The following is a 20,759-nucleotide window of genomic DNA, read 5'->3' as shown; positions in this document are numbered from 1 at the left end:
ACCTGCCCTCGACCGACAACCCCTGCTACGCCTTCCATTCGGTGGCGGGACGCTATGTGTTGCCGGGCCTTCATCAGCGCCGCGACGCGACCCGAAGCACAGGCCGCGCTGGCCGCCACCGCGGCCTGTCGCGCTCTGTTCGATGACGGCAACGCCTGCGTCTTCGGCATCAGAGCCGACCCCGCCGATCGCGACCAGGGCCGCCTGAAGCCCTCCATCCCCGGCATCCGCTTCCTGTTCGACCTCGACGCCCGGGTGGCCCGCGCCTATGGCGCGCTCCGCGACACCGCGGGCGCCGACGGCCGGGCGATCTGCGCCCCGTCCTGGGTGCTGCTCGACCCAATGCTGCGGGTGATCGAGACGCGCCCGATCACCAAATCACAGGCCATCCTCGACCGCTTGGCCTCCCTCCCGCCACCATCGCTGGATGCTGGTGTCGAGATCCCACCACCCGTTCTGGTGCTGCCGCGGGTCTTCGACCCCGCACTCTGCCGCGCCCTCATCGCCTATTACGAGGATCAGGGCGGCACCCCCTCCGGCTTCATGCGCGAGGTCAACGGCAAGACCGTCGGCCTGCAGGACCCCGCCTTGAAGCGCCGCCGCGATTGCGACATCGCCGATGAAGGCCTGCGCCAAGCCGTACGCGATGGCGTGCTGCGCCGTGTCGTGCCGGAATTGCTGAAGGCCCATCACTTCCGCGCCACCCGCATGGAGCGCCACATCGTCGCCTGCTACGATTCCGCCGAACTCGGCCATTTCGGCGCGCATCGCGACAACACGACGGCCGGCACCGCACATCGTCGCTTCGCCGTTACGATCAACCTCAACGCCGAGGAATTCGAAGGCGGCGAATTGCGCTTTCCCGAATACGGCCCGCGATCCTGGCGCGCGCCGACCGGCGGGGCGGCGGTGTTCTCCTGCTCCCTGCTGCACCAGGCGTTGCCGGTAACCGCCGGGCGAAGCTACGCCTTCCTGCCGTTCCTGTATGACGACGCGGCCGCGCGCATCCGCGAAGCGAACAACGCGAAGCTGGGGGAGGGCGTCGGCGCCTATCGCGGCGTCGCGGCGCTGGCGAGGTGAGCCCCTCCAACCTCGCTCACCCTTCCAGTTCGCTGTCCCAGTACAGATAATCGCGCCACGACTGATGCAGGTAGTTCGGCGGAAACCCTCGCCCATTATCCTGCAATTCCCACGATGTCGGCTGGCGCGGTTCCTGCCGCGGGATCATGCGGATCTCGCGCGGCAGGAAGCTGCCCTTGCGGAGATTGCACGGCCCGCAGGCGGTGACCACGTTCTCCCAACTGGTGCGCCCGCCGCGCGACCGCGGGATCACGTGGTCGAAGGTCAGGTCCGGCGTCGGCCGGCCTTCGCCGCAATACTGACATTCGAAACGGTCGCGCAGGAACACGTTGAACCGCGTGAAGGCCGGCCGTCGTGCCGACGGGATGTACTCCTTCAGCGCGATGACCGAGGGCAGCTTGAAGGCGAGGGAGGGCGAATGCACCTCAACCTCGTATTCCGACAACACCGAGACACGGTCGAGGAACACCGCCTTCACCGCGTCCTGCCAGGACCAGACGGAGAGCGGAAAATACGAAAGCGGGCGAAAATCCGCATTCAGCACGAGGGCCGGGTAGGACTGGCCACTGGAGAACTGTCCGCCGTCAGGCAAGCGCCGCTCCTTCCAGCGGAGCGCCAACAACACCTAGGGGCCTGACCGGCGGAAAGGCCCCAGATAATGTGGCGCCGCCGCGTATCGGGAGCATGCATGACATGCGCCGCAGGGGGCTGCAACCCTCCTGCGTGAGGTTTCAATGCGCTGTCATTTTTGCCCCAAAAGCCCGCGTAGCACCTCCGCCCCGGCCGCCAGCCCGACCTCGTCGAGGCCATGGCCGAGCCCCGGCCGATACAACGCGCGCACCGGCACGCCGGCATCGGCGAGCGCCACTTCGGCCATGCGCGAGGCAGCGACGGGGACGACCTCATCGGCCTCGCCATGGACCAGCAGCACGGCGGGTTTGGCGGCGATCCGCCCGGCCAGCGAATCGGCGCCGATCATCCCGCCGGAATAGGCGAGGATGCAGCCCGCCTCCGGCACCGCGCCGCACAGCCCGGCCTCGAGCACCGTCATCGCGCCCTGGCTGAAGCCCATCAGCGCGACGCGCCCAGGGGCGAGGCCGAGCCTCGCCACCTCGGCCGCGACGAAGGGCCCGAGCACTGCCGCCGCGCGCGCCACCCCGGCTTCGAGCTGCGCCGCCGAGCGGTCCCACAGCGAGAACCATTGCCGCCCGAACGGCCCGCCGGCACAGGGTTCCGGCCCATCGGGGGCAACGAAGGCCGCGCCCGGCAACACCTCCGCCCAGACCGGGGCGAGGTCGATCAGGTCCTGCCCATCGGCGCCGAAGCCGTGCACCAGCACCACCAGCGCATCCGGCGCCGCCCCGTTCAGCGGGCCGAAACGCGGCCCATCCAGCACGTCCATGCGCGATCCCCCTTGCCGATGTCCGTCCCCGCCCGCTACCGGCTGTGGCGCATGGGCGCAACCGCCATCGTCACCCGCTTCGCACCGAGCCCGACCGGGTATCTGCATCTCGGCCACGCGCATTCGGCCGCCTTTGCCTGGCGTCAGGCGCGTGATGCCGGCGGCCGCTTCCTGCTGCGTATCGAGGATATCGACCCCACGCGCTGCCGGCCCGAGTTCACCGAGGCGATCCTGGAGGATCTGGCGTGGCTCGGCCTCGACTGGGACGGCCCGGTGCGGGTGCAGTCGGCGCATCTGCCGGCGTACCGCGCGACGCTTCATGCGTTGTCGGCGCGCGGCCTGCTCTATCCCTGCTTCTGCACCCGCGCCGACATCGCCCGCGAAATCGCCGCCTCCGTTGCCGCGCCGCATGGCCCGGACGGCCCGGTCTATCCCGGCACCTGCCGCCGCTTGTCGGCCGATGAACGCGCCGCTCGCCTCGCGCGCGGGGAACCGCATGCGCTGCGCCTCGACATGCAAGCTGCGCTGGCGACGCTGCCCGCGCCGCTCACCTTCGAGGAAGCCGGCGAGGGTCGCCTGGGCTGCGACCCGGCGCGCTTCGGCGATGCGGTGTTGGCGCGCAAAGATGTGCCGGCCTCCTACCACCTGTGTGTCACCCATGACGACGCGCTGCAGGGCGTGACGCTGGTGACGCGCGGGGTCGACCTGAAACCGGCGACTGATTTGCACCGGCTGTTGCAGGCGCTGATGGGCTGGCCGGAACCGAGCTATGCCCACCACGGTCTGCTGACCGATACCAGCGGACGGCGCCTGGCCAAGCGCGACCGGGCGGCGACGATCCGCGACCTGCGGGCGTCGGGCGCCAGCGCCGCCGAGGTGTTGCGCCTGGCCGGGGCGTGAGCCGCGGTTGGTGCTCGCGTGCAAGTGACGCTAGCCTTGCCGCCAAGCCCCCGGGAATGGGCTGGAGGAAACAGAACCATGCTGACACGACGCCTGATCGGCGCAACGTCCCTTGCGCTGCTGGCGCGCCCCGCGCTGGCGCAATGGCAGCCGACACGCCCCATCCGCGTCCTCGTCGGCTTCGCCCCGGGTGGCGGCACCGACATCACGACCCGCACCATCGGCGGCAAGATGCAGACCTTGCTCGGCCAGCCCATCATCGTGGAGAACCGCCCCGGCGCGGGCGGCAACATCGCGAGCGAGGCTACCGTCAATGCGCCGGCCGATGGCTCCGTGCTGATGATGGGCACCATCGCCTCGCTGGTGATGAACCCGATCATGACGCCGCTGTCCTTCGATGTGCTGACGGACCTGACGACGATCGGCCGCTCGGTCGAAGTCACCAACGTCTTCGTCGTGCCGGCCGACCGCCCTTGGCGCAGCCTGCCCGAGGTGATCGCCGCCGCGCGCGCGAGGCCCGACACGCTGACCTATGGCTCCTCGGGCGTCGGCGGCGCGGGGCATGTCGGCGGCGCGCTGCTCGATTCCATGGCCGACATCAAGACGGTCCATGTGCCCTATCGCGGCGGCGGCCAGCTCATCACCGACATCATCTCGGGCAAGGTGGATTTCTCCATCGCCACCGCCGCGACCGTGCTGCCGCACATCGAGTCCGGCCGGCTGCGCGCCCTCGCCGTGCCGACTGCCCGGCGCAGCCCGCTGCTGCCCAACGTGCCGACGGTCGCCGAGGCCGCCAGCCTGCCGGGCTACGAGGTCGCCAACTGGTACGGCATGATGGGCCCGCGTGCCCTGCCGCGCCCGATCGTGGAGCGTGTGCATGGTGCGCTGGTGGAAAGCCTGCGCGACCCCGACGTGGTCGCCAGCCTGGCCGGCCACGGGCTGGAACCGGCCCCGAGTACGCCCGAGGAATTCACCGAGATCATCCGCGCCGAGACGGCGAAGTGGCGGCCTATCCTGGCGCGGGCCGGGGCGAATGCGAACTGAGCGGCTTCTCCAGGAAGCGGCTGATCGGCGACGCCGCGTAGGTCCCGAAGGGCCCACGCGGCGTGAAGCCGGCACGTAGATACATCGCATGCGCCGCCTCGTTGCGCGTGCCGACCTCCAGCCGCAGCGTGGCGATGCCGAGACCGAGCGCCTCCGCCTCGGCCGCGCGCAACAGTGCCTCGCCGATGCCGCGCCGGCGAAAGGCGTCATCGACGATCATGCGTTTCAGCTCGACGGTCGCCTCGCCCTGCTCGAACAACACGCAGCAACCCGCGGCGACGCCTTCCACCCGCGCCACCAACACATGCGCGCCGGGGATGGCGAGGCCCCGCGGGTCGATCGCCCGGCGATAGGCGCCCGGGTAGAGCGCCGCCGCCACCGCATCTGACTGCCGCAGCAGCGCGGCGACGGCCTCCTGCAACGGCGTCTCGACCCGGACGGCGATCACTGCCCCTTGAAGACCGGCTTGCGCTTCTCGTTGAACGACGCGATGCCCTCGCGACGGTCATCGGTGCCGACCAGCTGGTTGTAGCATTCGATCTCGAAGCGAAGCGCCGTGCGGATGTCCATCTGCAGGCCGAAATGCATCGACCGCTTGGCCTGGCGCACCGAGAGCGGCGCGTTGCGCGCGATGGTGCGCGCGGTTTCCATCACACCTTCCGTCAGCGCCTCGCGCGTTTCGAACACCCGGTTCAGGATGCCCCAGTCGCAGGCGTCCTGCGCAGTGAACGGCCGGCCGGTCAGGATGATCTCCTTCGCCCGGCGTTCGCCGACGACGCGCGGCAGCGTCTGCGTGCCGCCCGCGCCGGGCATGATGCCGATGGTTACCTCGGTCAGAGCGAAGCGCGCGGCGGCGAGGCCGTAGGCGAAGTCGGACGCCAGCACCATCTCAAGCCCGCCGGCAAAGGCGTGCCCGCTGACCGCCGCGATGATCGGGATCGGGCAATCGAGCTGCGCCCAAAAGGCGCGTTCGAAAATCTCGTGCTGGTGGCGCCACTGCGCATCGGTCATGCCATGGCGTTCCTTGAGGTCGCCGCCACCGCAGAATGCCTTCTCGCCCGCCGCGGTGAACACCACGCAGCGCGTCTCGCCCGGCTCGGCGGTCAGGTGCATCCACACCGCATGCAGGTCGCGCCCCATCTGCGTGCTCAGCGCGTTCGAGACATGCGGGCGGTTCAGCCGCACCACCAGCACATGCGGTTCGGGCATCTCAAGCTGCAGCGTCTCGTATTGCGGCAGGTCCATCGGGCATCCTCCTGATTCGGTTGGCCGCAGAGAGCGTTTGAGAACGTGCCACATGGCGCGTTCCAGGCTCCGGCACCGGCCCGCACCCCCATCCGGCCACCCATCCAGGATACTGTCGTTGGGTGGCCGGGTGGGGGTGCGGGCCGGTGCCGGACGTCTCTGACGGGCGCGCAGACTGCGACGGGATGGCGCCCGTGTCAGCGCCCCATCGTCATCCGATCGCAACAGGATTGTCGCGCGGGGATCATCTGCGTCTGGCAAGGCGGCCCGCGAAACACGGAGACCGGCCATGACCCTGACCCGACGCGGCCTGATCGGCGCGAGCCTCGCCATCCCTCTCGCGCAGGAAGCCGCTGCCCAGGCCGGCGCGCGCCCGCTGCTGCGCATCGCGGTGCCGGAACTGCCGCCGACGCTGGAACCGGCGAAGGAGCTCTCCAATGTCGGCACCCGCACCACCTATTCCATGTTCGATACGCTGATCCGGCGCGACTTCCTCGGCGCGCCCGATGGCGGCGGCTCCGAGCTCAAGCCGCACCTCGCCGAAGCCTGGGAACGCGCCGGCCCGCAGGAGCTGGTGGTGCGCCTGCGCGAGGGCGTGCGCTTCCACAATGGCGACCTGCTGACCGCCGAGGACGTGGTCTATACCTTCACCGCACCGCGCATGTTCGGCGAGCGGCCGCTGATGCCCGAGGCGCGCTCCTATTTCGCGACGCTCGCCTCGGTCGAGGCGCTCGATGCGCGCACCGTCCGCTTCCGCACCCGCGTGCCGGATGTGCTGCTGGAACAGCGCCTCGCTTCCTGGGCGTCCTGGATCGTCAACAAGCGCGCCTATGAGGAACGCGGCTTCGAGGGCTTCGCGCTCGATCCCGTCGGCACCGGCCCGTATAAATTGAAGCGCCTGCAACGCGACCAGCTCATCGCGCTCGACGCGCATGACGACTACTTCATGGGCCGCCCCACCGCGCGCGGCGTCGAGTTCCGCCAGGTGCCGGAACTCGCCGCCCGCGTCGCCGCGCTGCAATCGGGCGACGTTGACCTCATCACCAACGTCACGCCGGACCAGGCGGTGACGCTGCGCGGCGCCGCGGGCATCGATGTGCGCAACGTGGTGCTCGCCAATGTCCATGTGTTGACCTTCGACGAGCGCGGCCCGCAGATGGGGGACAAGCGCATCCGCCAGGCGCTTGGCCTGGCCATCGACCGGCAATTGCTGATCGACACGCTGTGGGACGGCAAGGCGGTGGTGCCGCCCGGCCACAACTACCCCGAATATGGCCAGATGTTCCTGCAGGGCCGCGCGCTGCGCTACGACCCCGAAGCAGCGCGCCGGCTGCTGCGCGAGGCCGGCTACAGCGGGCAGGAGATCACCTACCGCACCATGCCGAACTACTACACCAACGCGCTGCGCGCGGCGCAGGTGATCGTCGAGATGTGGAAGGCGGTCGGCATCAATGCCCGGCTCCAAGTGGTCGAGAACTTCAACCAGATGCGAGCCGACGGCCAGCAGGTCGGCAACAACTCCAACTCGACGCGGCTGCCCGACCCGCTCGGCGCGCTGTGGGTCTCCTGGGGCCCGGCCTCGTGGTTTCAGAAGTCCGGCGCCTTCGCGACCACAGCCGAGTTCAACGCCGCCGGCCAGGCGCTGGAAGGCGAGACCGACCCGGCAAAGCGGAAGGCGCTGTTCGAACGCATGCTGAATGCGTTCGAGGATGCCGCCCCCGGCACGGTGCTCTACCAGCCGGCGGAATTCTACGCGGTGCGCAGTGTCGTTCGCTGGCGGCCGACGACCTTCTACTTCATAGACCTGCGCCCCGATAACCTGGCCTTCGGCTGAGCGTCCTTTTGGAAGCACGCCATGCGGCGCGTTTCCGCGTCCGGCACTGGTCCGGCCGCCGCTTCCAGGAAACTGGCGTGGGCGGCCGGGCTAGTGCGTAGGCCGGTGCCGGACTTTTCAAACGGATGATGACCCCATGACGCCGATCCGCCTGGTCCAGGTCAGCGACACGCATCTCTCCGCGACCCACGCCTATTTCGGGGTGAACTGGGATGCCTTCCGCGACGCCATGACAGCGGCGCCGCCCGACCTTCTGGTGCATGGCGGCGACCTGTCCTTCAACGGACCCGAGGCGGAAGCCGACCTCGCCCATGGCGCGGCGGCGGTCCGCGCGCTCGGCGTACCGTGGCGCGCCATCCCCGGCAACCACGACATCGGCGAGGCGCCCGCCTTCTCGCGGCTCGATCAGCCGGTGGATGCGGCGCGCATGGCGGCCTGGCAGCGCCATGTCGGGCCGCAATGGTGGCGGCACGACGCCGGCGGCTGGCGGCTCGTTGGCCTCGACACCGCGTTGATGGGCAGCGACCTGCCGGCGGAAGCCGAACAGCGGGACTTCCTCGCCGAGGCACTGGCCACGCGCGGCCCGCGGCCGGTGATGGTGTTTATGCACATGCCGCCCTTCATGGACGACCCGGCGGACCCGGCGCCGACCACCTCGGTCATCCCGCATGCGGCCCGTGGCCCGTTCCTCGACGCCTGCGCGGCCGGCGGCGTGCGCGTCATCGCCTGCGGGCATCTGCACACCTATCGGCGCATGCATCATCGCGGCATGGAGATCGTCTGGGCGCCGGCCACGGCGATGGTCGATGTCCAGCGCGGCCTGGCACGGTGGGACCGCTTCCCGCGCCCCGGCTACCTGGAATGGTGGCTCGAGCCCGGTCGAGCCTCGCACCGTCTCGTCGAGCCCGCCCGCATGTTTGTGATCGACATGTCAGGCTGGACCAGCCGCAACAACGGCACAACCACCACCCTGCCGCCCTGGTCACGCTCGCCCTGATGACGCAGGGATGGCATTCTCCGTGCGAACGGAGAACGCCATGCCCGAGACCAACCTCCAGATCCTGCTCAAGCGCCGCCCGGTGGGCGCCCCGGTGGCCGGGGATTTCGACATCGTCGAGACGCCGGTGCCGACCCCCGGCGAGGGCCAGGTGCTGGTGCGCGCGCGCTTCCTCTCGCTCGACCCCTATATGCGCGGCCGCATGTCCGATGCGAAGTCATATTCCAAGCCGGTCGAACTCGGTGCGGTGATGGAAGGCCAGACGGCCGGTGAGGTCGTCGCTTCCCGCGCGCCGGGCTTCGCAGTGGGGGATGTCGTGCTCGGCGGCTATGGCTGGCAGCGCTTCTCGGTCGTCGGGCCGGAGCGGCTGTTCAAGGTGCCGGCCGACAATCCGCCGCTGTCCAGCAGCCTTGGCGTGCTCGGCATGCCGGGCCTGACCGCCTGGTGCGGGCTTGAGGATATCGGCCAGCCCAAGCCCGGCGAGACGGTGGTCGTCTCCGCCGCCTCCGGCGCGGTGGGGCAGGTGGTCGGGCAGATCGCGAAGATCCGCGGCTGCAAGGTCATCGGCATCGCCGGCGGGGCGAAGAAATGCGACTTCGTGGTCAAGGAACTGGGCTTCGATGCCTGCCTCGACCACCATGGCGACCTCGACGCCCAACTCGATGCCGCGGCGCCCGAGGGCATCGACGTCTATTGGGAGAATGTCGGCGGCAAGGTGCAGGCCGCTGTCTTCCCGCGCCTACGCGACTTCGGCCGGATGGTGATGTGCGGCATGATCGCCCAGTACAACGAAGCGCCGGGGGCGGATGCCTCGGGCGCGCCGCCGGGGCCCAATCTCGGCCCGGTGGTGCGGAAGCGGCTGCGCATCCAGGGCTTCATCGTCAGCGATACCGGGTGGGCCCGCTACGGCAGTTTCCGTACCCAGATGGAGGGCTGGATCGCCGAGGGCCGGCTGCATTGGCGTGAGGACGTGGTCGATGGCCTGCGCCAGGCGCCGGAGGCCTTCATCGGCCTGCTGAAGGGCGCCAATTTCGGCAAGCTGATCATCCGGGTCGACTGATGCGTCGCCGGGCCACCGCATGAGCCATCGCATGGCGGTCATTCGCCTTGCATCCCGTGACGGAGCGCGGGGGTGTCATTGTGGGGCCCGGCCGGCGCCGGCCTTGCCGTCGGTCGGCGTCAGCGCATGACCATGGATAACCCGGCCACGCATGGCGGCGTCTCGCGTGAAGGCATGCCCGCCTTGGCGCCCCGGCCAAGGAGCAGCGCGTGGCGGTTGTGGGGCCTACTGGCGGCGGCGCTGCTGTTGCCGGCGGCGATCCTGGGGACCGGCGCCTGGGGCGCCTGGCACCTGACCTGGACGGAGACCGAGCGGGATCTGATCCGCGGCGCAGACGTCAATGCGAATTATGTGAGGCTGGCCATCGAGAGCCTGGCCCGCACCGCCGAACGCCTGACCGTCGATACCGACAGGATCGAGGCGCCGCCTTCCGATGAGGGGCGCGCCGCCCTTCGAAACCGCATTCTCGACATGGTGCGCGAACAGGCGCTGGTGCGCGCCGTGGTGATCATCGGCGCCTCGGGCCGGCAGCTTCTGCATGTCGATGTTCGGCTGAATGCCGGCCCGAGTGCCGATCCGCCCGGCGGCGACATCGAGGAAGCCCTGTCGCGCACGCCGCCGGGGCAGGTCGCCGTGGGCCGCGCCTATCGGTCCGCCGCCGATATGCTGCTCGCACTGGGGTGGCGCCGCGCGCCGGCCGGTCCGGCGGTAATTTTCGTGCTCGACGCGGCCCAGATCGGCATCGCACTCGCGCGCCATACGGACAGCGAGACCGATTCCGTGGCGCTGATCCGCGATGACGGGCAGATCCTCGCCCGGCAGCCATCCTTCGACGAGCCGTTGCCACCTTTCGGTCCGGAGCGTCCGATGATGCAACTGCTCGCTGCCGGGGCGAGCCAAGGCAGCCTGATGGGCGCCACGCCACGCGACGGCTATCCGGTGGCCATCGCCTTCTGCCGCGTCGAGGCGTTCCCCCATCTGGTGGTTGCGGTCGGCCGCCGCCGCACCGACATCCTCGAGCGTTGGCAGCAGGTGATGGTGCCATTGCTGTTCGTTGGCCTGCCGGCGCTGTTTGCGCTGATCGGTCTCACGCTGGTGGTGCGCCGCCAGCAGGATGCGCTCGAGACGGCGCTGGACGGGCTCGAACAGCGCGTCGCCGAGCGCACCAATTCGCTGCGCGAAGGGGAGGAACGGCTGCGCCTGGCCGTCGATGCCGGCCAACTCGGCACCTGGGAGACCGAGCTTCGCACCAGCCAGTCCACCCGCTCGCCCCGCTCGATCGCGATCCTTGGGTTCCGGCCAGACCTCGCCACCACGCCGGTCGATGACTGGTCGTCGCGCATCCATCCCGCCGACCGCCGGCGGGTTCTCGACGCGTGGGACCGCCTGGTGGCCGGTCGCCAGGCTGTCTATCACGTCGAGTATCGCTTCCTGCGCGCGGATGGCAGCTGGCGCTGGCTCGACAGTACGGGCGCCGTGGTGCGCGCCGACCCCGAGACCGGCAAGCCGTTGCGCCTGGCCGGCACCATCCAGGACATCACCGACCGCCACGCGGCCGAGGAACGGCGCGAACTGCTGACTCAGGAGGTGAACCACCGCGCCCGCAACGCGCTCGCCATCGTGCAGGCGATCCTGCGCGTGACGCATGCGGCAACGCCGGCGGAATTCGTCCAGCTGGTCGAAGGTCGCATCGCCGCGCTCGCGCGCGCGCAGTCACTGCTGGCGGCGGAGGGCTGGTCCGGCGCGCCGCTCGCCACGCTGATCACCGATGAACTCGCCCCCTTCGGCACGGTCGACCAGCCGGACAGCGACGATGGTGGCCGCTTCCACCTCGAGGGCCCGGCGTTCCGCGTCCGCTCCGAGGCGGTGCAGCCCCTCGGCATGGTGTTGCATGAACTGGCGACCAATGCGGCCAAGCATGGCGCGCTGTCGGTCCCCGAGGGACGCGTCGCGGTTCGCTGGGCGGTCGATGAGGTCGCCGGCTTGTTGCGCATGCGCTGGACCGAGACCGACGGTCCGCCACCGGGTTTCCCGACCCGCCGCGGCGTCGGTTCGCGCGTTATCGAGACCACGGTGACGGGCCAGCTTGGCGGGGTGGTCGACCGGCGCTGGCCGGAAGAAGGCCTGACCTGCGACATCTCCCTGCCGCTGGCGCGCGCACGGGCGGGGCCGGGCTGAGTGTCCGTTCGGGAATGCGCCATCTGGCGTATCCTCGCATCCGCCGCCGGCCCGCAGGGCACCAATCCCAGGATGCTGACAGGGACGGCTGGCTGTGCAAGCCTGTGCCGGGCTGATCGAACGGACACTGGGAGCCTGGCCTGACACACCGGCACCGACTGCCGCACGTCACCCCCGGTGATTGTCGAGACGGCCTCCGGCGATCCGTCCGGCTGGCGTCCGCGGCGGAACGCTATTCCGCCGCTGCGGCGACGGTGTTGGCGAAGCGCGGCGCCACCTCCTCCATGAACAGGCGGATCGACCCCGCCGCCACATCCGCCGGCATGGGGCCGAGGCGGAAGGAGCAGATCACGCCGCCGACGCCGGTCGCTTCGATCTCCGCCATCTTCGCCGCCACCGTCGCGGGCGAGCCGGCGATCAGCGCGGCTTCATGATTGACGCGTGCCGGTGGCACCGTCTCGTGCTTCATAATGATGCCTTGCTCGGCGTAGATCTTCTCGCGCAGCGTCTTGCGGTGCTCCTGCATCGCCTCGAAGGCGGGGATGCCGATGCGGCGCGCTTCCTCATCCGTCGCGGCCACCACGACATTGCGCCATACCCAGGATTCGTCGAGGCAGCGCGCGACATGCGCGGCGTCGTAGCCGGCCTCGGCCATGGTGGCGCCATACAGCGCGAGGCGCTTGGCCGTCGTCTCGTTCGACTGCACGTTCATCAGGAAGGGCAGGCCGCGGCGCGCAAGATGCAACGCGCCTTCCTCGGACGAAGCGGAGCGGATCAGATAGGGATGCGGCTGGGTGAAGGGCGTGGGGCGAAGCCGCGGCACTTTCAGCGACCAGTGCTTGCCCTCATGCGTGAAGCCGTCGGGGCTGGTCCAGGCCTTGAGCATGATGCCCTCGGCCTCCTCGTAGCGTTCGGCGGCTTCCTCATGCGGGATGCCGTAGCCTTGGTATTCATAGACGTTGTAGGCGGTGCCGCGACCCAGGCCGACGATGACGCGCCCGCGTCCGAGGTTGTCGAGCAGCGACATCTGTTCGGCGAGCCGCATCGGATGATGCAGCGAGACCTGCGCCACCGCGAAACCCACCTTGATCCGCTTCGTCGCGGCGAGCACCGCGGCGGCGAAGGTGACCGGATCGACATAGGCGCAGTTGCCGTCGAAATGGTGTTCGGCGAGCCACAGCACCTCGACGCCGAGCTCGTCGCACAGCTTCGCCTCGGCGATGCAGTCGGCGATCACATCGGCGTCGCGCGCGGGGTCGCGGCTTTCCGGGAACATGAAGTTGCTGAAGCGCAGCATCCGGACATCTCCGCGGTGGGGCGGGGAAAGCGTAGCGGAACCGCACGATCACGCAACCTTCGCACTTGCACACGGCGGACAGGCCATGCAGCCTTTGCTGACACAACCGGGGGTGACTGGTGATGACGACGCGTCGCATCGTGCTAGCCGGTGGCCTCGCGCTGCCCGCCCTCGCCGCCCGCGCGCAGGACCGGCCGGTGCAGATCTATGTCGGCTTCGCGCCAGGCGGGAACATCGATCTCGCGGCGCGGATGGCGGCGCCGTTCCTCGAGAAGCATCTCGGCGGCGGCACGCAGATCATCGTCGTCAACAAGCCCGGCGCGGGCGGGATGTTGATGCTGAATGAGGTCGCCGCCGCCGCGCCGGACGGGCGGCATGTCGCGTTGGTGTCGTTTCCAGCGCTGGTGACAGCGCTGTACGACAACACGCCGCGCTATCGCGTCGACAGCTTTACCTATGCCGGGCTGCTGACGGATGAGCCCTATACAGTCTTCGTCGGCACCGACACGCCGTTCCGATCCCTGCGGGACCTGGTCGAGGCTGCGCGCGCGCAACCCGAGACGGTCACCATCGCCGGTGCCGGCATCGGCGGCGCGCCGCATCTGGCGATGATGGCGATCGAACGTGCCGCCGGCGTGCGCTTCACCTGGGTGCCGACGCAGGGTGCCGGGCAGGCGATGCAACTCGTCCAGGGTGGCCATGTGGCCGGGTCAATCTCGACCGTCAGCCTGACGGTGCGCGCACATATCCAGGGCACGCTGCGCGTCGTCGCCATCATGGAACGCGAACGCTGGGACAAGGCACCCGATCTGCCGACCGCGATCGAGCAGGGGGTGGATGTGGCGGCGGGTTCGGCGCGCGGCTTCGCGCTGCCGGCGGCAACGCCCGCACCGATCGTCGCTCGGTGGGAGGAGGCGGTGGCGAAGACCGCGCGCGACCCGGAATTCCGTGCGCTCGCCGACCGCGACTTCCTGATCGTACGGCACATGGACCGCGCGACCATGACGCGCTTCGTCGAGGACAATGCGCGCGAATACGGCGCGCTGTGGCGCAGCAGCCCCTGGCGGCGGTAACGCCTGGGCGCGCCAACGCCGCTGTGCAACTCGCCCCGCCAAGGGTCGGCAGCGCTCCGGACCTGGGTGTCTGCCCGGCTCAGGCTGGGCCGTCGACGATGACCAGGCTGCCGGTGGAACTCTTGTGCCGCAGGTCGATCACCGCCTGGTAGGCGGGCGAGGCATACCAGTCCTCGGCCGCCGCGCGCGACGGGAAGGCGATGATCACCGTCCGCACATGCGGCCATTCACCTTCGAGCACCGTCAGTGTGCCGCCGCGCACCACGAACTCGCCGCCGAAGGCGGCGATCGTCGGCATCACCTGCTGGCGGTAGCTGTCGAACATCGCCTTGTCGTGGACCGTCTCGACCGCGATCACATACGCCTTCATCGCCCAACTCTCCCCAGGATCCGCGGCCAGGACGGTTCCGCCAAGGACGGAATCGCTCTGGCCTTCCGTGATCAGGCATCCATCGTCGCCGTCACTGTCCCCTTGCGCACCGCCGCCTTCAGCGCCGCGTGGTCGCGCTCCGCCTGGTCGGCATAGGCGACCGCGAAATCGCCCATCGCCTCGTCGAACTGGTCGCTCGAGCCGAGATAACCGGCAATGCCGGAAACCTCGGCGCTCTTGGCATGCGCGCGGGCGAGCGACCAGCCGCAGATCCTGCCATAGAGCACCATCACTTCCTCGTCGAAGGTCTCGACCAGCGGCTTGATCTTCGCGTCACGCAATTGGCGCACATAGAACTGCCGCCCATTCGGCGCGGTGACCCAGCCGAGGAAGAGGTCGGAGGCCGGCTGCGTCAGCCGTTGCCCGGCCACCACCCGCTGGCCGTGATGAGCGTAACGGCTGGCGCCCGCATAGGGTTCGAGCACCGAGGGCACGGCCTCCTTGAACTGCAGGAACAGCGGGTCGTTGGCGGCGGACATCAACAGCGCGATCCAGCACCGTCGCCCGACGCTGCCCACGCCCACCACCTTGATCGCGGCATCCACTACGCGATAGCGGTCGAGTAGAACGCGCCGGTCATCCGACAGCGTATCGTGGTAAGTGGCGAAGACTTCGTCCAGCGTCTTCGTGAAATCAGGCGTGCGCGCGACATCGGGGTGGAAGATCAGCGGCGGCGCGTCGCGAATGGTGGTGCGGCCGCCGACCACGCCGGCCAGGCGCGGAAAGTCGAACTCGGCGCTGCTGCCGCTCATCGCCTTCTCGACCCGCGCTCGTACGCGCGTGCGCGTGGTGGCGGGCATCAGCTGGGCAATATCCTCGGCCGTCACCCGCGCATACCACAGGTCAAGCGGCGCCATCCGCGCGAATTCCCGCAGCCGCCTGCGGTAGCTGCGCGCTGTCGCGACCGCCGCCTCGCGCCCCACCTTGTCAGGCAACCCGTTGGAGCGCGAAGCCAACACGAAGGAAGCAGCGAGCCGCTTCAGGTCCCATTCCCACGGGGCGGGCAAGGTCTCGTCGAAATCATTGATGTCGAACAGCACATTGCGCTCGGGCGTCGCGAAGCCGCCAAAATTCACCAAGTGGCAATCTCCGCAGGCCTGCACGGGAATCCCCGTGTTCGGCGTCTGCGCGAGGTCGCTGGCCATCACCGCCGCCGCGCCGCGATAGAATGCGAAGGGCGATTGCAGCATCCGCCCATAGCGGATCGGCACCAGTTCTGGCAGGCGCTCCTCATCGGATGCCTGCAGCAGGGCTATTGGGTCCGGTCGGTTCGCCGGGCGCTTCCAGGCCGCATGGGCGCTGCGGGAGATGGTGGCGCGCAGTGCTTTGCCGGCTTCGACGCGTTCATCGACTGACCGATCGTGGCTCGCCGTGGCCTTGGGGCTCGCCGGTCCCGCCGGCGCCTCCTTTGGCGGCGGGACGAGGCGGATCTTGGTGGGTTTCGTCATGACCTTCGCTCCCTGCCAGGGGACCGCCGCAAGGCTGGACCCTTCGCGCAGGAAATAGAAGCGTCGACCGATGTTCCGCCGCCTTGACGCCGATCAATCGGCGCCGCGGCCGGCGTAGGTCAGGCGCGGAACATCCCGCCGCCATCCACATCGACCACGGTGCCGTTCACGTAATGCCCTCGCGGTGAGGCGAGGAACACCGCGAGGTCGGCGATCTCGGCGGCCTCGATCGGCCGGCCGAAGGGCAGGTTGGTCAGCGTTTCGGCCCAGCGTTCCTCATCGCCGAACTTCAGCTTCGCGTTGGTGCGCGCCTGGGTCATCATGCGTTCGGTCTTGGTCACCGCAGGGTTGATGCCGACGACCTTCACGCCCGAAGCCTGCGCAGCCGCGCCGATCGCCGAGGTGAAGGCGATCAGCGCCGCATTGCCCGCGCCACCGGCGATGTAGCCCGCCCGCGGCGCCCGCCCGGCCATGCCGATGATGTTGACGATCGCCCCCGCGCCGCGCGCTTCCATGCCCGGCAGGTAGAGCTGGCACAGGTGGATGTAGCCCATCACCTTCAGATCCCAGGCCTGCTTCCACCGCGCGATCGGGATGTCCTGCAGCCGGCCGGACGGGATGGCGCCGGCATTGTTCACCAGGATATCGATGCCGGGAAAGGCGGCGTGCAGCCGCTCGCGCTCGGCATCGAGCGAGAGGTCGGCGGCGAAGGTCTCGACGCGCACCTGGCGCGCCGCGCGCACCGCGTCGGCGGCGGTGGCGAGCGTCGTGGCATCGCGCGAGGCGAGGATGACGTCGCACCCCTCGGCGGCGAAGGCTTCGGCGCAGGCCAGGCCGATGCCCTTTGATCCGCCGGTCACCAGGACCGTCTTGCCCTGAAGCTGCATGTCCATGTTGCGTCCTCCCCTTGTGTGTCGTGCCGACAGCATCCCGCGCCGGTGGGAAGGCGCAAGGGGGGGAGGGCGGCGGCGCTAAGGTCAGAGGGGCTTTGCCCCTCCGAACCACCCCACCAAAGGGCCGTGCCCTTTGGAATGCCATCCATTGGTCTCGTACGCCGCTGTCAGGATGGGTCTCGCGAGCATGCCGCGGTCCGAAGGTGATCTGCCCTGAACCAGCGCCGCCACGCGCAGCGGGGGGCGGCACATGTCGGGGAGCCGTCGCGTCCGCTGAACATCGACCGACGCTCGGCAGGGGGAACCCTGGTCATGCTCCGCGGCAAATCCCGGCGGTCCAGGATGCCCGGCACCCTGGCGGGGTGAGGATTGGAGAGGGGCGGCGCCCCTCTCCAATCGACCATGGCACGGAGAGGATGCGCCTCAGATCACCAGTTCGATCAGGAACGGCCTCGACCGGGAGAAGGACTGCGCCATCAGGTCGCCCACCTGTTCGAGCGTGGTGACGCGCGCGCCTTCCACCCCCATCCCGCTGGCGATTTTCACCCAATCCATGTCGGGGTTGCCGAGGTCGAGCATGTCCATCGCCGTGCGCCCCGGATTGGCGCCGACATTCTGATACTCGCCAAGCAGGATCTGGTACTTGCGGTTGGACAGGATGACGGTCGTCACCGGTAGTTGCTCGCGCGCCTGGGTCCACAGCGCCTGCACCGTGTACATCGCCGAGCCATCGGCCTGCAGGTTGATCACCCGCCGCCCGCCGCCGCCGATCGCGGCGCCGGTGGCGAGCGGCAGGCCGCAGCCGATCGCGCCACCCGTGATGTGCAGCCAGTCATGCTTCGGCGCGCCGAAGGTCTCGCTGTAGAAGCCGCGGCCGAAGGAGACGCTCTCATCGGCGATGATCGCCCCTTCGGGCATCACCGCGGCCACCGTGCGCGCCAGGCCCTCGGGCGTGGGCGCGCCGCGGCCGCGCTCGGGGCGGGCGCCGACATCGGGCATCGCCGCTGCCGGCGCGCCCAGCTCCTCGCACAGCGCGCGCAGCGCCGCCTCGGCATCCTGCTCGTAGCGCGTCAGCACATGGACTTCGGCGGTCTCCGGGTAATGCTTCGACGGCTTGCCCGGATAGGCGAAGAAGCCGACCGGCGCCTTGGCATTCACCAGGATGACGTGCTCGACCCAGGACAGCGCGTTGATCGCCACATCGGCCGGATAGGGCACGCGTTCGAGCGGCAGCCGCCCCTGGCCGCGCTGGACGCGGGCGTTCGAGCCCTCGGCCAGCAGCTTCGCCCCGCTCGCCTGGGACGCGCGCCAGGCCAGCGCCTGCGCGCCCTCGCGCAGTGCCGTGCCGCCGAGCAGGATCAGCACGTTCTTCTTCTCGCGCAGGATGCGCGCCGCGTTGCGCACCGCCAGCGGGTCGGCCTGCTGCGCCACCGGCACGGGCAGCGGCTTGGCCACCACGCCGCCCTCATCCCAGCAGGTGTCCGACGGCAGGATCATCGTCGCGACCTGGCCGGGCGAGGTGCGCGCCGCCTGCACCGCGGCCGCCGCATCGGCACCGACATCCGTCGCCTTGGTCGAGGTCCGCATCCATTGCGAGACGGTGCGCGCCAGTGCCTCGGTATCGGCGGTCAGCGGCGCGTCGAAGGGGCGGTGATAGGTCGCCTGGTCGCCCACGCAATTGACGATGCCCGAGCGCGCGCGCCGCGCATTGTGCAGGTTGGCCAGCCCGTTCGCGAGGCCGGGGCCGCAATGCAGCAGCGTGACCGCCGGCTTTTCCATCATGCGCCAATAGCCGTCGGCCATGCCGGTGACGACGTTCTCCTGCAGGCCGAGCACGCACTTCATGCCGGGGATGCGGTCCAGCGCGGCGACGAAATGCATCTCGCTCGTGCCTGGATTCGCAAAACAAACTTCCACGCCACAGCCAAGAAGTGTGTGGACCAGGCTCTCTGCACCGTTCACCGCGTCTCTCCCGAATTCAATGCGGCGCGCAGCCTGCGCGGGGATGGCCGGCGGGGCAAGATGGCCCGGCACGCGTCCATTGCGGGACGGCCGTGCTTGCCTCCATGATCGCGCATCATCTCAGCGGATCGAACGCCATGCGCGCATCCACCACCAGTGCCCATCGCCGCATCGCTGGCGGCAGGCCATGAGGGCGGTTCGCATCATTCCGGTCGGGTTCGTTGTCGGCGTGCTTGCCGTGCTGGTGTTCCACCAGGGGATGGTGGGGCTGCTGCACGCCCTGGGCGCGCTGCCCAACCCGCCCTTTCAACTGCGGCCCCTGCCACCGCTTGGTGTGCCGTCGCTGGTCTCCGCCTGCTTCTGGGGCGGGCTGTGGGGCATCGCCACGGCGGCGATCGTCGCGGCGCGGCCGGATTGGTCGCCGATCCTGGTCGGGCTGGCGATCGGCGCCGTGGCCTGCGTGCTGGTGGGCTTCATCGTGGTGGCGGGCCTCAGGGGGCAGCCGATGCTTGGCGGCATGGACCCCAATCGCTGGTGGCGCAGCGTGGTCATCAACGGGGCGTTCGGGCTGGGGGTGGGCGTGTTCCTGATGGGCGCGCGGCGGCTCGGGCGGATATGACGGTTGAAGGGGCGCTGAACTCTGCATCCCCTTTCAGCGAATCTGCTGCCATGGCTTCGAGGGTGCTGCGAACGGCGACGTCCTTCGCGGGCATGACAGCGCCGCCGACTCGCGTGATTTCGACAAGGTAACCAGGCGGTTCGATCTCCCGCCTGCTGCCCTGGCAACCGTTCGGGCACCAACAATGGACGGATCCGGGCCTCGCTCTGGATCGATGTGCCTCACCGAAGCTCACATGACCTCGAGAACGCGCGGCGGGCCCTGGGGGCTCGCCGCCAAGGTCCACGGTCATCATTCAAGGCACTCTTCAAGGATGCCGGGCTCAACAGGGGACATGCGCGGAACCTGCTTGCCTGATCCTTCGCGCGGGCCGGTGCAACGGGGCGGCTGGGTGCCGCTCCTTCGCGCATCAGGCGCGACGCCGGACCGGTCGCGTGCCCTTCCGCCGGCGGCGGCCAGCCCCTATGGAGGCACACTCTGCTGCCACCGCACCGCCGGACAAGGACTGCCAAGCGATGTCAGAACGCATCATCGACTTCAACGCGGACATGGGCGAAGGCTACGGCCCCTGGCGCATGGGTGACGACACGGCGATGCTCGACATCGTCACCAGCGCGAGCGTCGCCTGCGGCGGACATGCCAGCGATCCTGAGACGATGTTCCGAACGCTCACCCAGGCGCGCGAGCGGGGTGTGACGATCGGGGCGCATCCCGGATACCCGGATCGCGAGGGCTTCGGCCGCCGCCGCCTGCCTTATCCGCCGGCCGAGATCGAACGCTTCGTCGCGGCCCAGATCGGCGCGTTGATCGGCATTGGCCGCTTGGCCGGCGTGCGGGTCGGCTATGTCAAGCCGCATGGGGCGCTCGGCAATGTTGCGGCGGAGGACCGCACGGTCGCCGAGGCGATCGCGCGCGCGGTGCGCGCCTTCGATGGGCTGGCGGTGCTGGCCATGCCGGGTAGCGAGTTCGAACGCGCGGCGCGCGCCGCCGGGCTCACGACCTACGCCGAGATCTTTGCCGATCGCGGCTATACGCCGCAGGGCCAGCTCGTCGCGCGCGGCCAGCCCGGCGCCATGATCGAAGACACGCAGGAGGCCGCCGCGCGGCTGCTGCACTTCCTCGAGACGGGCCGCATGAAGACGGTGGATGGTGGCGAGGTGCCCCTCGATGCTGTGTCCATCTGCATCCATGGTGACAGCGACCACGCCGTGGCCATGGCGCGCGGCGTGCGCCGTGCGCTCGAACAGGCGGGCGTCACGCTGAAATCCTTCCTGCCGGCCGAACGGATCTGATGGCG

At 69.6% G+C, this 20,759-nt stretch carries 19 protein-coding genes; 10 read left to right on the top strand and 9 right to left on the bottom strand.

Features of this window, described 5'->3' with window-relative positions; genetic code table 11:
• Positions 1 to 54: 54 nt before the first annotated feature.
• On the top strand, positions 55 to 1,080 hold the full coding sequence (locus IEY36_RS03550) for a 2OG-Fe(II) oxygenase (protein WP_229681090.1): 1,026 nt from the start codon (positions 55 to 57) through the stop codon (positions 1,078 to 1,080).
• 16 nt (positions 1,081 to 1,096) lie between these two features.
• Here IEY36_RS03550 and IEY36_RS03545 read toward each other — a convergent pair whose 3' ends face one another.
• Both IEY36_RS03545 and IEY36_RS03540 read right to left on the bottom strand, forming a co-directional pair.
• Positions 1,097 to 1,672 (bottom strand): HNH endonuclease, encoded by a 576-nt coding sequence (locus IEY36_RS03545; RefSeq protein WP_188965566.1) that lies wholly within the window; start codon positions 1,670 to 1,672, stop codon positions 1,097 to 1,099.
• A 150-nt stretch (positions 1,673 to 1,822) separates the two neighbouring features.
• Positions 1,823 to 2,482 (bottom strand): alpha/beta hydrolase, encoded by a 660-nt coding sequence (locus IEY36_RS03540; RefSeq protein WP_188965565.1) that lies wholly within the window; start codon positions 2,480 to 2,482, stop codon positions 1,823 to 1,825.
• 18 nt (positions 2,483 to 2,500) lie between these two features.
• Here IEY36_RS03540 and gluQRS point away from each other — a divergent pair, with 18 nt between their 5' ends.
• On the top strand, positions 2,501 to 3,382 hold the full coding sequence (gluQRS, locus tag IEY36_RS03535) for a tRNA glutamyl-Q(34) synthetase GluQRS (protein ID WP_229681088.1): 882 nt from the start codon (positions 2,501 to 2,503) through the stop codon (positions 3,380 to 3,382).
• 78 nt (positions 3,383 to 3,460) lie between these two features.
• Positions 3,461 to 4,426: a Bug family tripartite tricarboxylate transporter substrate binding protein gene (locus IEY36_RS03530; RefSeq protein ID WP_188965564.1), complete on the top strand. Its 966-nt coding sequence runs from the start codon at positions 3,461 to 3,463 to the stop codon at positions 4,424 to 4,426.
• Here IEY36_RS03530 and IEY36_RS03525 read toward each other — a convergent pair.
• Positions 4,392 to 4,874 (bottom strand): GNAT family N-acetyltransferase, encoded by a 483-nt coding sequence (locus IEY36_RS03525; protein WP_188965563.1) that lies wholly within the window; start codon positions 4,872 to 4,874, stop codon positions 4,392 to 4,394. The two genes, IEY36_RS03530 and IEY36_RS03525, sit on opposite strands and share 35 nt — an antisense overlap.
• Positions 4,871 to 5,671, bottom strand: coding sequence for an enoyl-CoA hydratase/isomerase family protein (locus tag IEY36_RS03520; protein ID WP_188965562.1), 801 nt, complete (start codon positions 5,669 to 5,671; stop codon positions 4,871 to 4,873). Before IEY36_RS03520 ends, IEY36_RS03525 begins: the two co-directional genes overlap by 4 nt.
• A 289-nt stretch (positions 5,672 to 5,960) precedes the next feature.
• Here IEY36_RS03520 and IEY36_RS03515 point away from each other — a divergent pair, with 289 nt between their 5' ends.
• The 4 genes from IEY36_RS03515 (at position 5,961) to IEY36_RS03500 (ending at position 11,740) form a co-directional block, all read left to right on the top strand.
• Entirely contained in the window at positions 5,961 to 7,505 is a 1,545-nt protein-coding gene (locus IEY36_RS03515; protein WP_188965561.1) for an ABC transporter substrate-binding protein, read from the top strand.
• A 136-nt stretch (positions 7,506 to 7,641) separates the two neighbouring features.
• Complete coding sequence (locus IEY36_RS03510; protein WP_188965560.1) at positions 7,642 to 8,502, top strand: metallophosphoesterase family protein; 861 nt, start codon at positions 7,642 to 7,644, stop codon at positions 8,500 to 8,502.
• Positions 8,503 to 8,542: 40 nt separating this feature from the next.
• Entirely contained in the window at positions 8,543 to 9,562 is a 1,020-nt protein-coding gene (locus IEY36_RS03505) for an NADP-dependent oxidoreductase (protein ID WP_188965559.1), read from the top strand.
• A gap of 126 nt (positions 9,563 to 9,688) precedes the next feature.
• Positions 9,689 to 11,740 carry an HWE histidine kinase domain-containing protein gene (locus IEY36_RS03500; RefSeq protein WP_188965558.1) on the top strand — a complete coding sequence of 684 codons (2,052 nt, stop codon included), beginning with the start codon at positions 9,689 to 9,691 and terminating at the stop codon, positions 11,738 to 11,740.
• Positions 11,741 to 11,972: 232 nt separating this feature from the next.
• Here the strand turns inward: IEY36_RS03500 and IEY36_RS03495 are convergent, their stop codons facing one another.
• On the bottom strand, positions 11,973 to 13,037 hold the full coding sequence (locus tag IEY36_RS03495) for an LLM class flavin-dependent oxidoreductase (RefSeq protein ID WP_188965557.1): 1,065 nt from the start codon (positions 13,035 to 13,037) through the stop codon (positions 11,973 to 11,975).
• A gap of 122 nt (positions 13,038 to 13,159) precedes the next feature.
• Here IEY36_RS03495 and IEY36_RS03490 point away from each other — a divergent pair, with 122 nt between their 5' ends.
• The gene (locus IEY36_RS03490) at positions 13,160 to 14,110 is read left to right on the top strand and encodes a tripartite tricarboxylate transporter substrate binding protein (protein WP_188965556.1); all 951 of its coding nucleotides are present in this window, start codon (positions 13,160 to 13,162) and stop codon (positions 14,108 to 14,110) included.
• 79 nt (positions 14,111 to 14,189) lie between these two features.
• Here IEY36_RS03490 and IEY36_RS03485 read toward each other — a convergent pair whose 3' ends face one another.
• The 4 genes from IEY36_RS03485 to IEY36_RS03470 all read right to left on the bottom strand — a co-directional run bounded on the left by IEY36_RS03485 (position 14,190) and on the right by IEY36_RS03470 (position 18,843).
• Positions 14,190 to 14,480 carry a DUF1330 domain-containing protein gene (locus IEY36_RS03485; RefSeq protein ID WP_188965555.1) on the bottom strand — a complete coding sequence of 97 codons (291 nt, stop codon included), beginning with the start codon at positions 14,478 to 14,480 and terminating at the stop codon, positions 14,190 to 14,192.
• A gap of 71 nt (positions 14,481 to 14,551) precedes the next feature.
• Complete coding sequence (locus IEY36_RS03480) at positions 14,552 to 15,988, bottom strand: DUF2252 domain-containing protein (protein WP_188965554.1); 1,437 nt, start codon at positions 15,986 to 15,988, stop codon at positions 14,552 to 14,554.
• Positions 15,989 to 16,107: 119 nt separating this feature from the next.
• A complete protein-coding gene (locus tag IEY36_RS03475; protein ID WP_188965553.1) occupies positions 16,108 to 16,881 on the bottom strand; it encodes a short-chain dehydrogenase/reductase in 774 nt (257 codons plus the stop codon).
• A 423-nt stretch (positions 16,882 to 17,304) separates the two neighbouring features.
• Positions 17,305 to 18,843 carry an acetolactate synthase large subunit gene (locus IEY36_RS03470; RefSeq protein WP_188965552.1) on the bottom strand — a complete coding sequence of 513 codons (1,539 nt, stop codon included), beginning with the start codon at positions 18,841 to 18,843 and terminating at the stop codon, positions 17,305 to 17,307.
• 187 nt (positions 18,844 to 19,030) lie between these two features.
• Here IEY36_RS03470 and IEY36_RS03465 point away from each other — a divergent pair, with 187 nt between their 5' ends.
• Together IEY36_RS03465 and IEY36_RS03460 are read left to right on the top strand one after the other, a co-directional pair.
• Complete coding sequence (locus IEY36_RS03465; protein ID WP_188965551.1) at positions 19,031 to 19,462, top strand: hypothetical protein; 432 nt, start codon at positions 19,031 to 19,033, stop codon at positions 19,460 to 19,462.
• 515 nt (positions 19,463 to 19,977) lie between these two features.
• Complete coding sequence (locus IEY36_RS03460; RefSeq protein WP_188965550.1) at positions 19,978 to 20,754, top strand: LamB/YcsF family protein; 777 nt, start codon at positions 19,978 to 19,980, stop codon at positions 20,752 to 20,754.
• Positions 20,755 to 20,759: the final 5 nt, after the last annotated feature.

The organism is Neoroseomonas lacus, assembly GCF_014644535.1.
In the GTDB taxonomy this organism is placed as follows: Bacteria; Pseudomonadota; Alphaproteobacteria; order Acetobacterales; family Acetobacteraceae; genus Neoroseomonas; species Neoroseomonas lacus.
Note: the sequence above shows the minus strand (reverse complement) of the source record. Positions and strands in the feature narration are given on the sequence as shown.

Excerpts from the sequence above, each read along its gene's own strand:
- IEY36_RS03485 (WP_188965555.1), bottom strand. The coding sequence starts at position 14,480 with ATGAAGGCGTATGTGATCGCGGTCGAGACGGTCCACGACAAGGCGATG.
- IEY36_RS03465 (WP_188965551.1), top strand. The coding sequence starts at position 19,031 with ATGAGGGCGGTTCGCATCATTCCGGTCGGGTTCGTTGTCGGCGTGCTT.
- IEY36_RS03480 (WP_188965554.1), bottom strand. The coding sequence starts at position 15,988 with ATGACGAAACCCACCAAGATCCGCCTCGTCCCGCCGCCAAAGGAGGCG.
- IEY36_RS03515 (WP_188965561.1), top strand. The coding sequence starts at position 5,961 with ATGACCCTGACCCGACGCGGCCTGATCGGCGCGAGCCTCGCCATCCCT.
- gluQRS (WP_229681088.1), top strand. The coding sequence starts at position 2,501 with ATGTCCGTCCCCGCCCGCTACCGGCTGTGGCGCATGGGCGCAACCGCC.
- IEY36_RS03490 (WP_188965556.1), top strand. The coding sequence starts at position 13,160 with ATGACGACGCGTCGCATCGTGCTAGCCGGTGGCCTCGCGCTGCCCGCC.
- IEY36_RS03500 (WP_188965558.1), top strand. The coding sequence starts at position 9,689 with ATGACCATGGATAACCCGGCCACGCATGGCGGCGTCTCGCGTGAAGGC.
- IEY36_RS03510 (WP_188965560.1), top strand. The coding sequence starts at position 7,642 with ATGACGCCGATCCGCCTGGTCCAGGTCAGCGACACGCATCTCTCCGCG.
- IEY36_RS03550 (WP_229681090.1), top strand. The coding sequence starts at position 55 with ATGTGTTGCCGGGCCTTCATCAGCGCCGCGACGCGACCCGAAGCACAG.
- IEY36_RS03495 (WP_188965557.1), bottom strand. The coding sequence starts at position 13,037 with ATGCTGCGCTTCAGCAACTTCATGTTCCCGGAAAGCCGCGACCCCGCG.
- IEY36_RS03460 (WP_188965550.1), top strand. The coding sequence starts at position 19,978 with ATGTCAGAACGCATCATCGACTTCAACGCGGACATGGGCGAAGGCTAC.
- IEY36_RS03530 (WP_188965564.1), top strand. The coding sequence starts at position 3,461 with ATGCTGACACGACGCCTGATCGGCGCAACGTCCCTTGCGCTGCTGGCG.
- IEY36_RS03475 (WP_188965553.1), bottom strand. The coding sequence starts at position 16,881 with ATGGACATGCAGCTTCAGGGCAAGACGGTCCTGGTGACCGGCGGATCA.
- IEY36_RS03540 (WP_188965565.1), bottom strand. The coding sequence starts at position 2,482 with ATGGACGTGCTGGATGGGCCGCGTTTCGGCCCGCTGAACGGGGCGGCG.
- IEY36_RS03505 (WP_188965559.1), top strand. The coding sequence starts at position 8,543 with ATGCCCGAGACCAACCTCCAGATCCTGCTCAAGCGCCGCCCGGTGGGC.
- IEY36_RS03520 (WP_188965562.1), bottom strand. The coding sequence starts at position 5,671 with ATGGACCTGCCGCAATACGAGACGCTGCAGCTTGAGATGCCCGAACCG.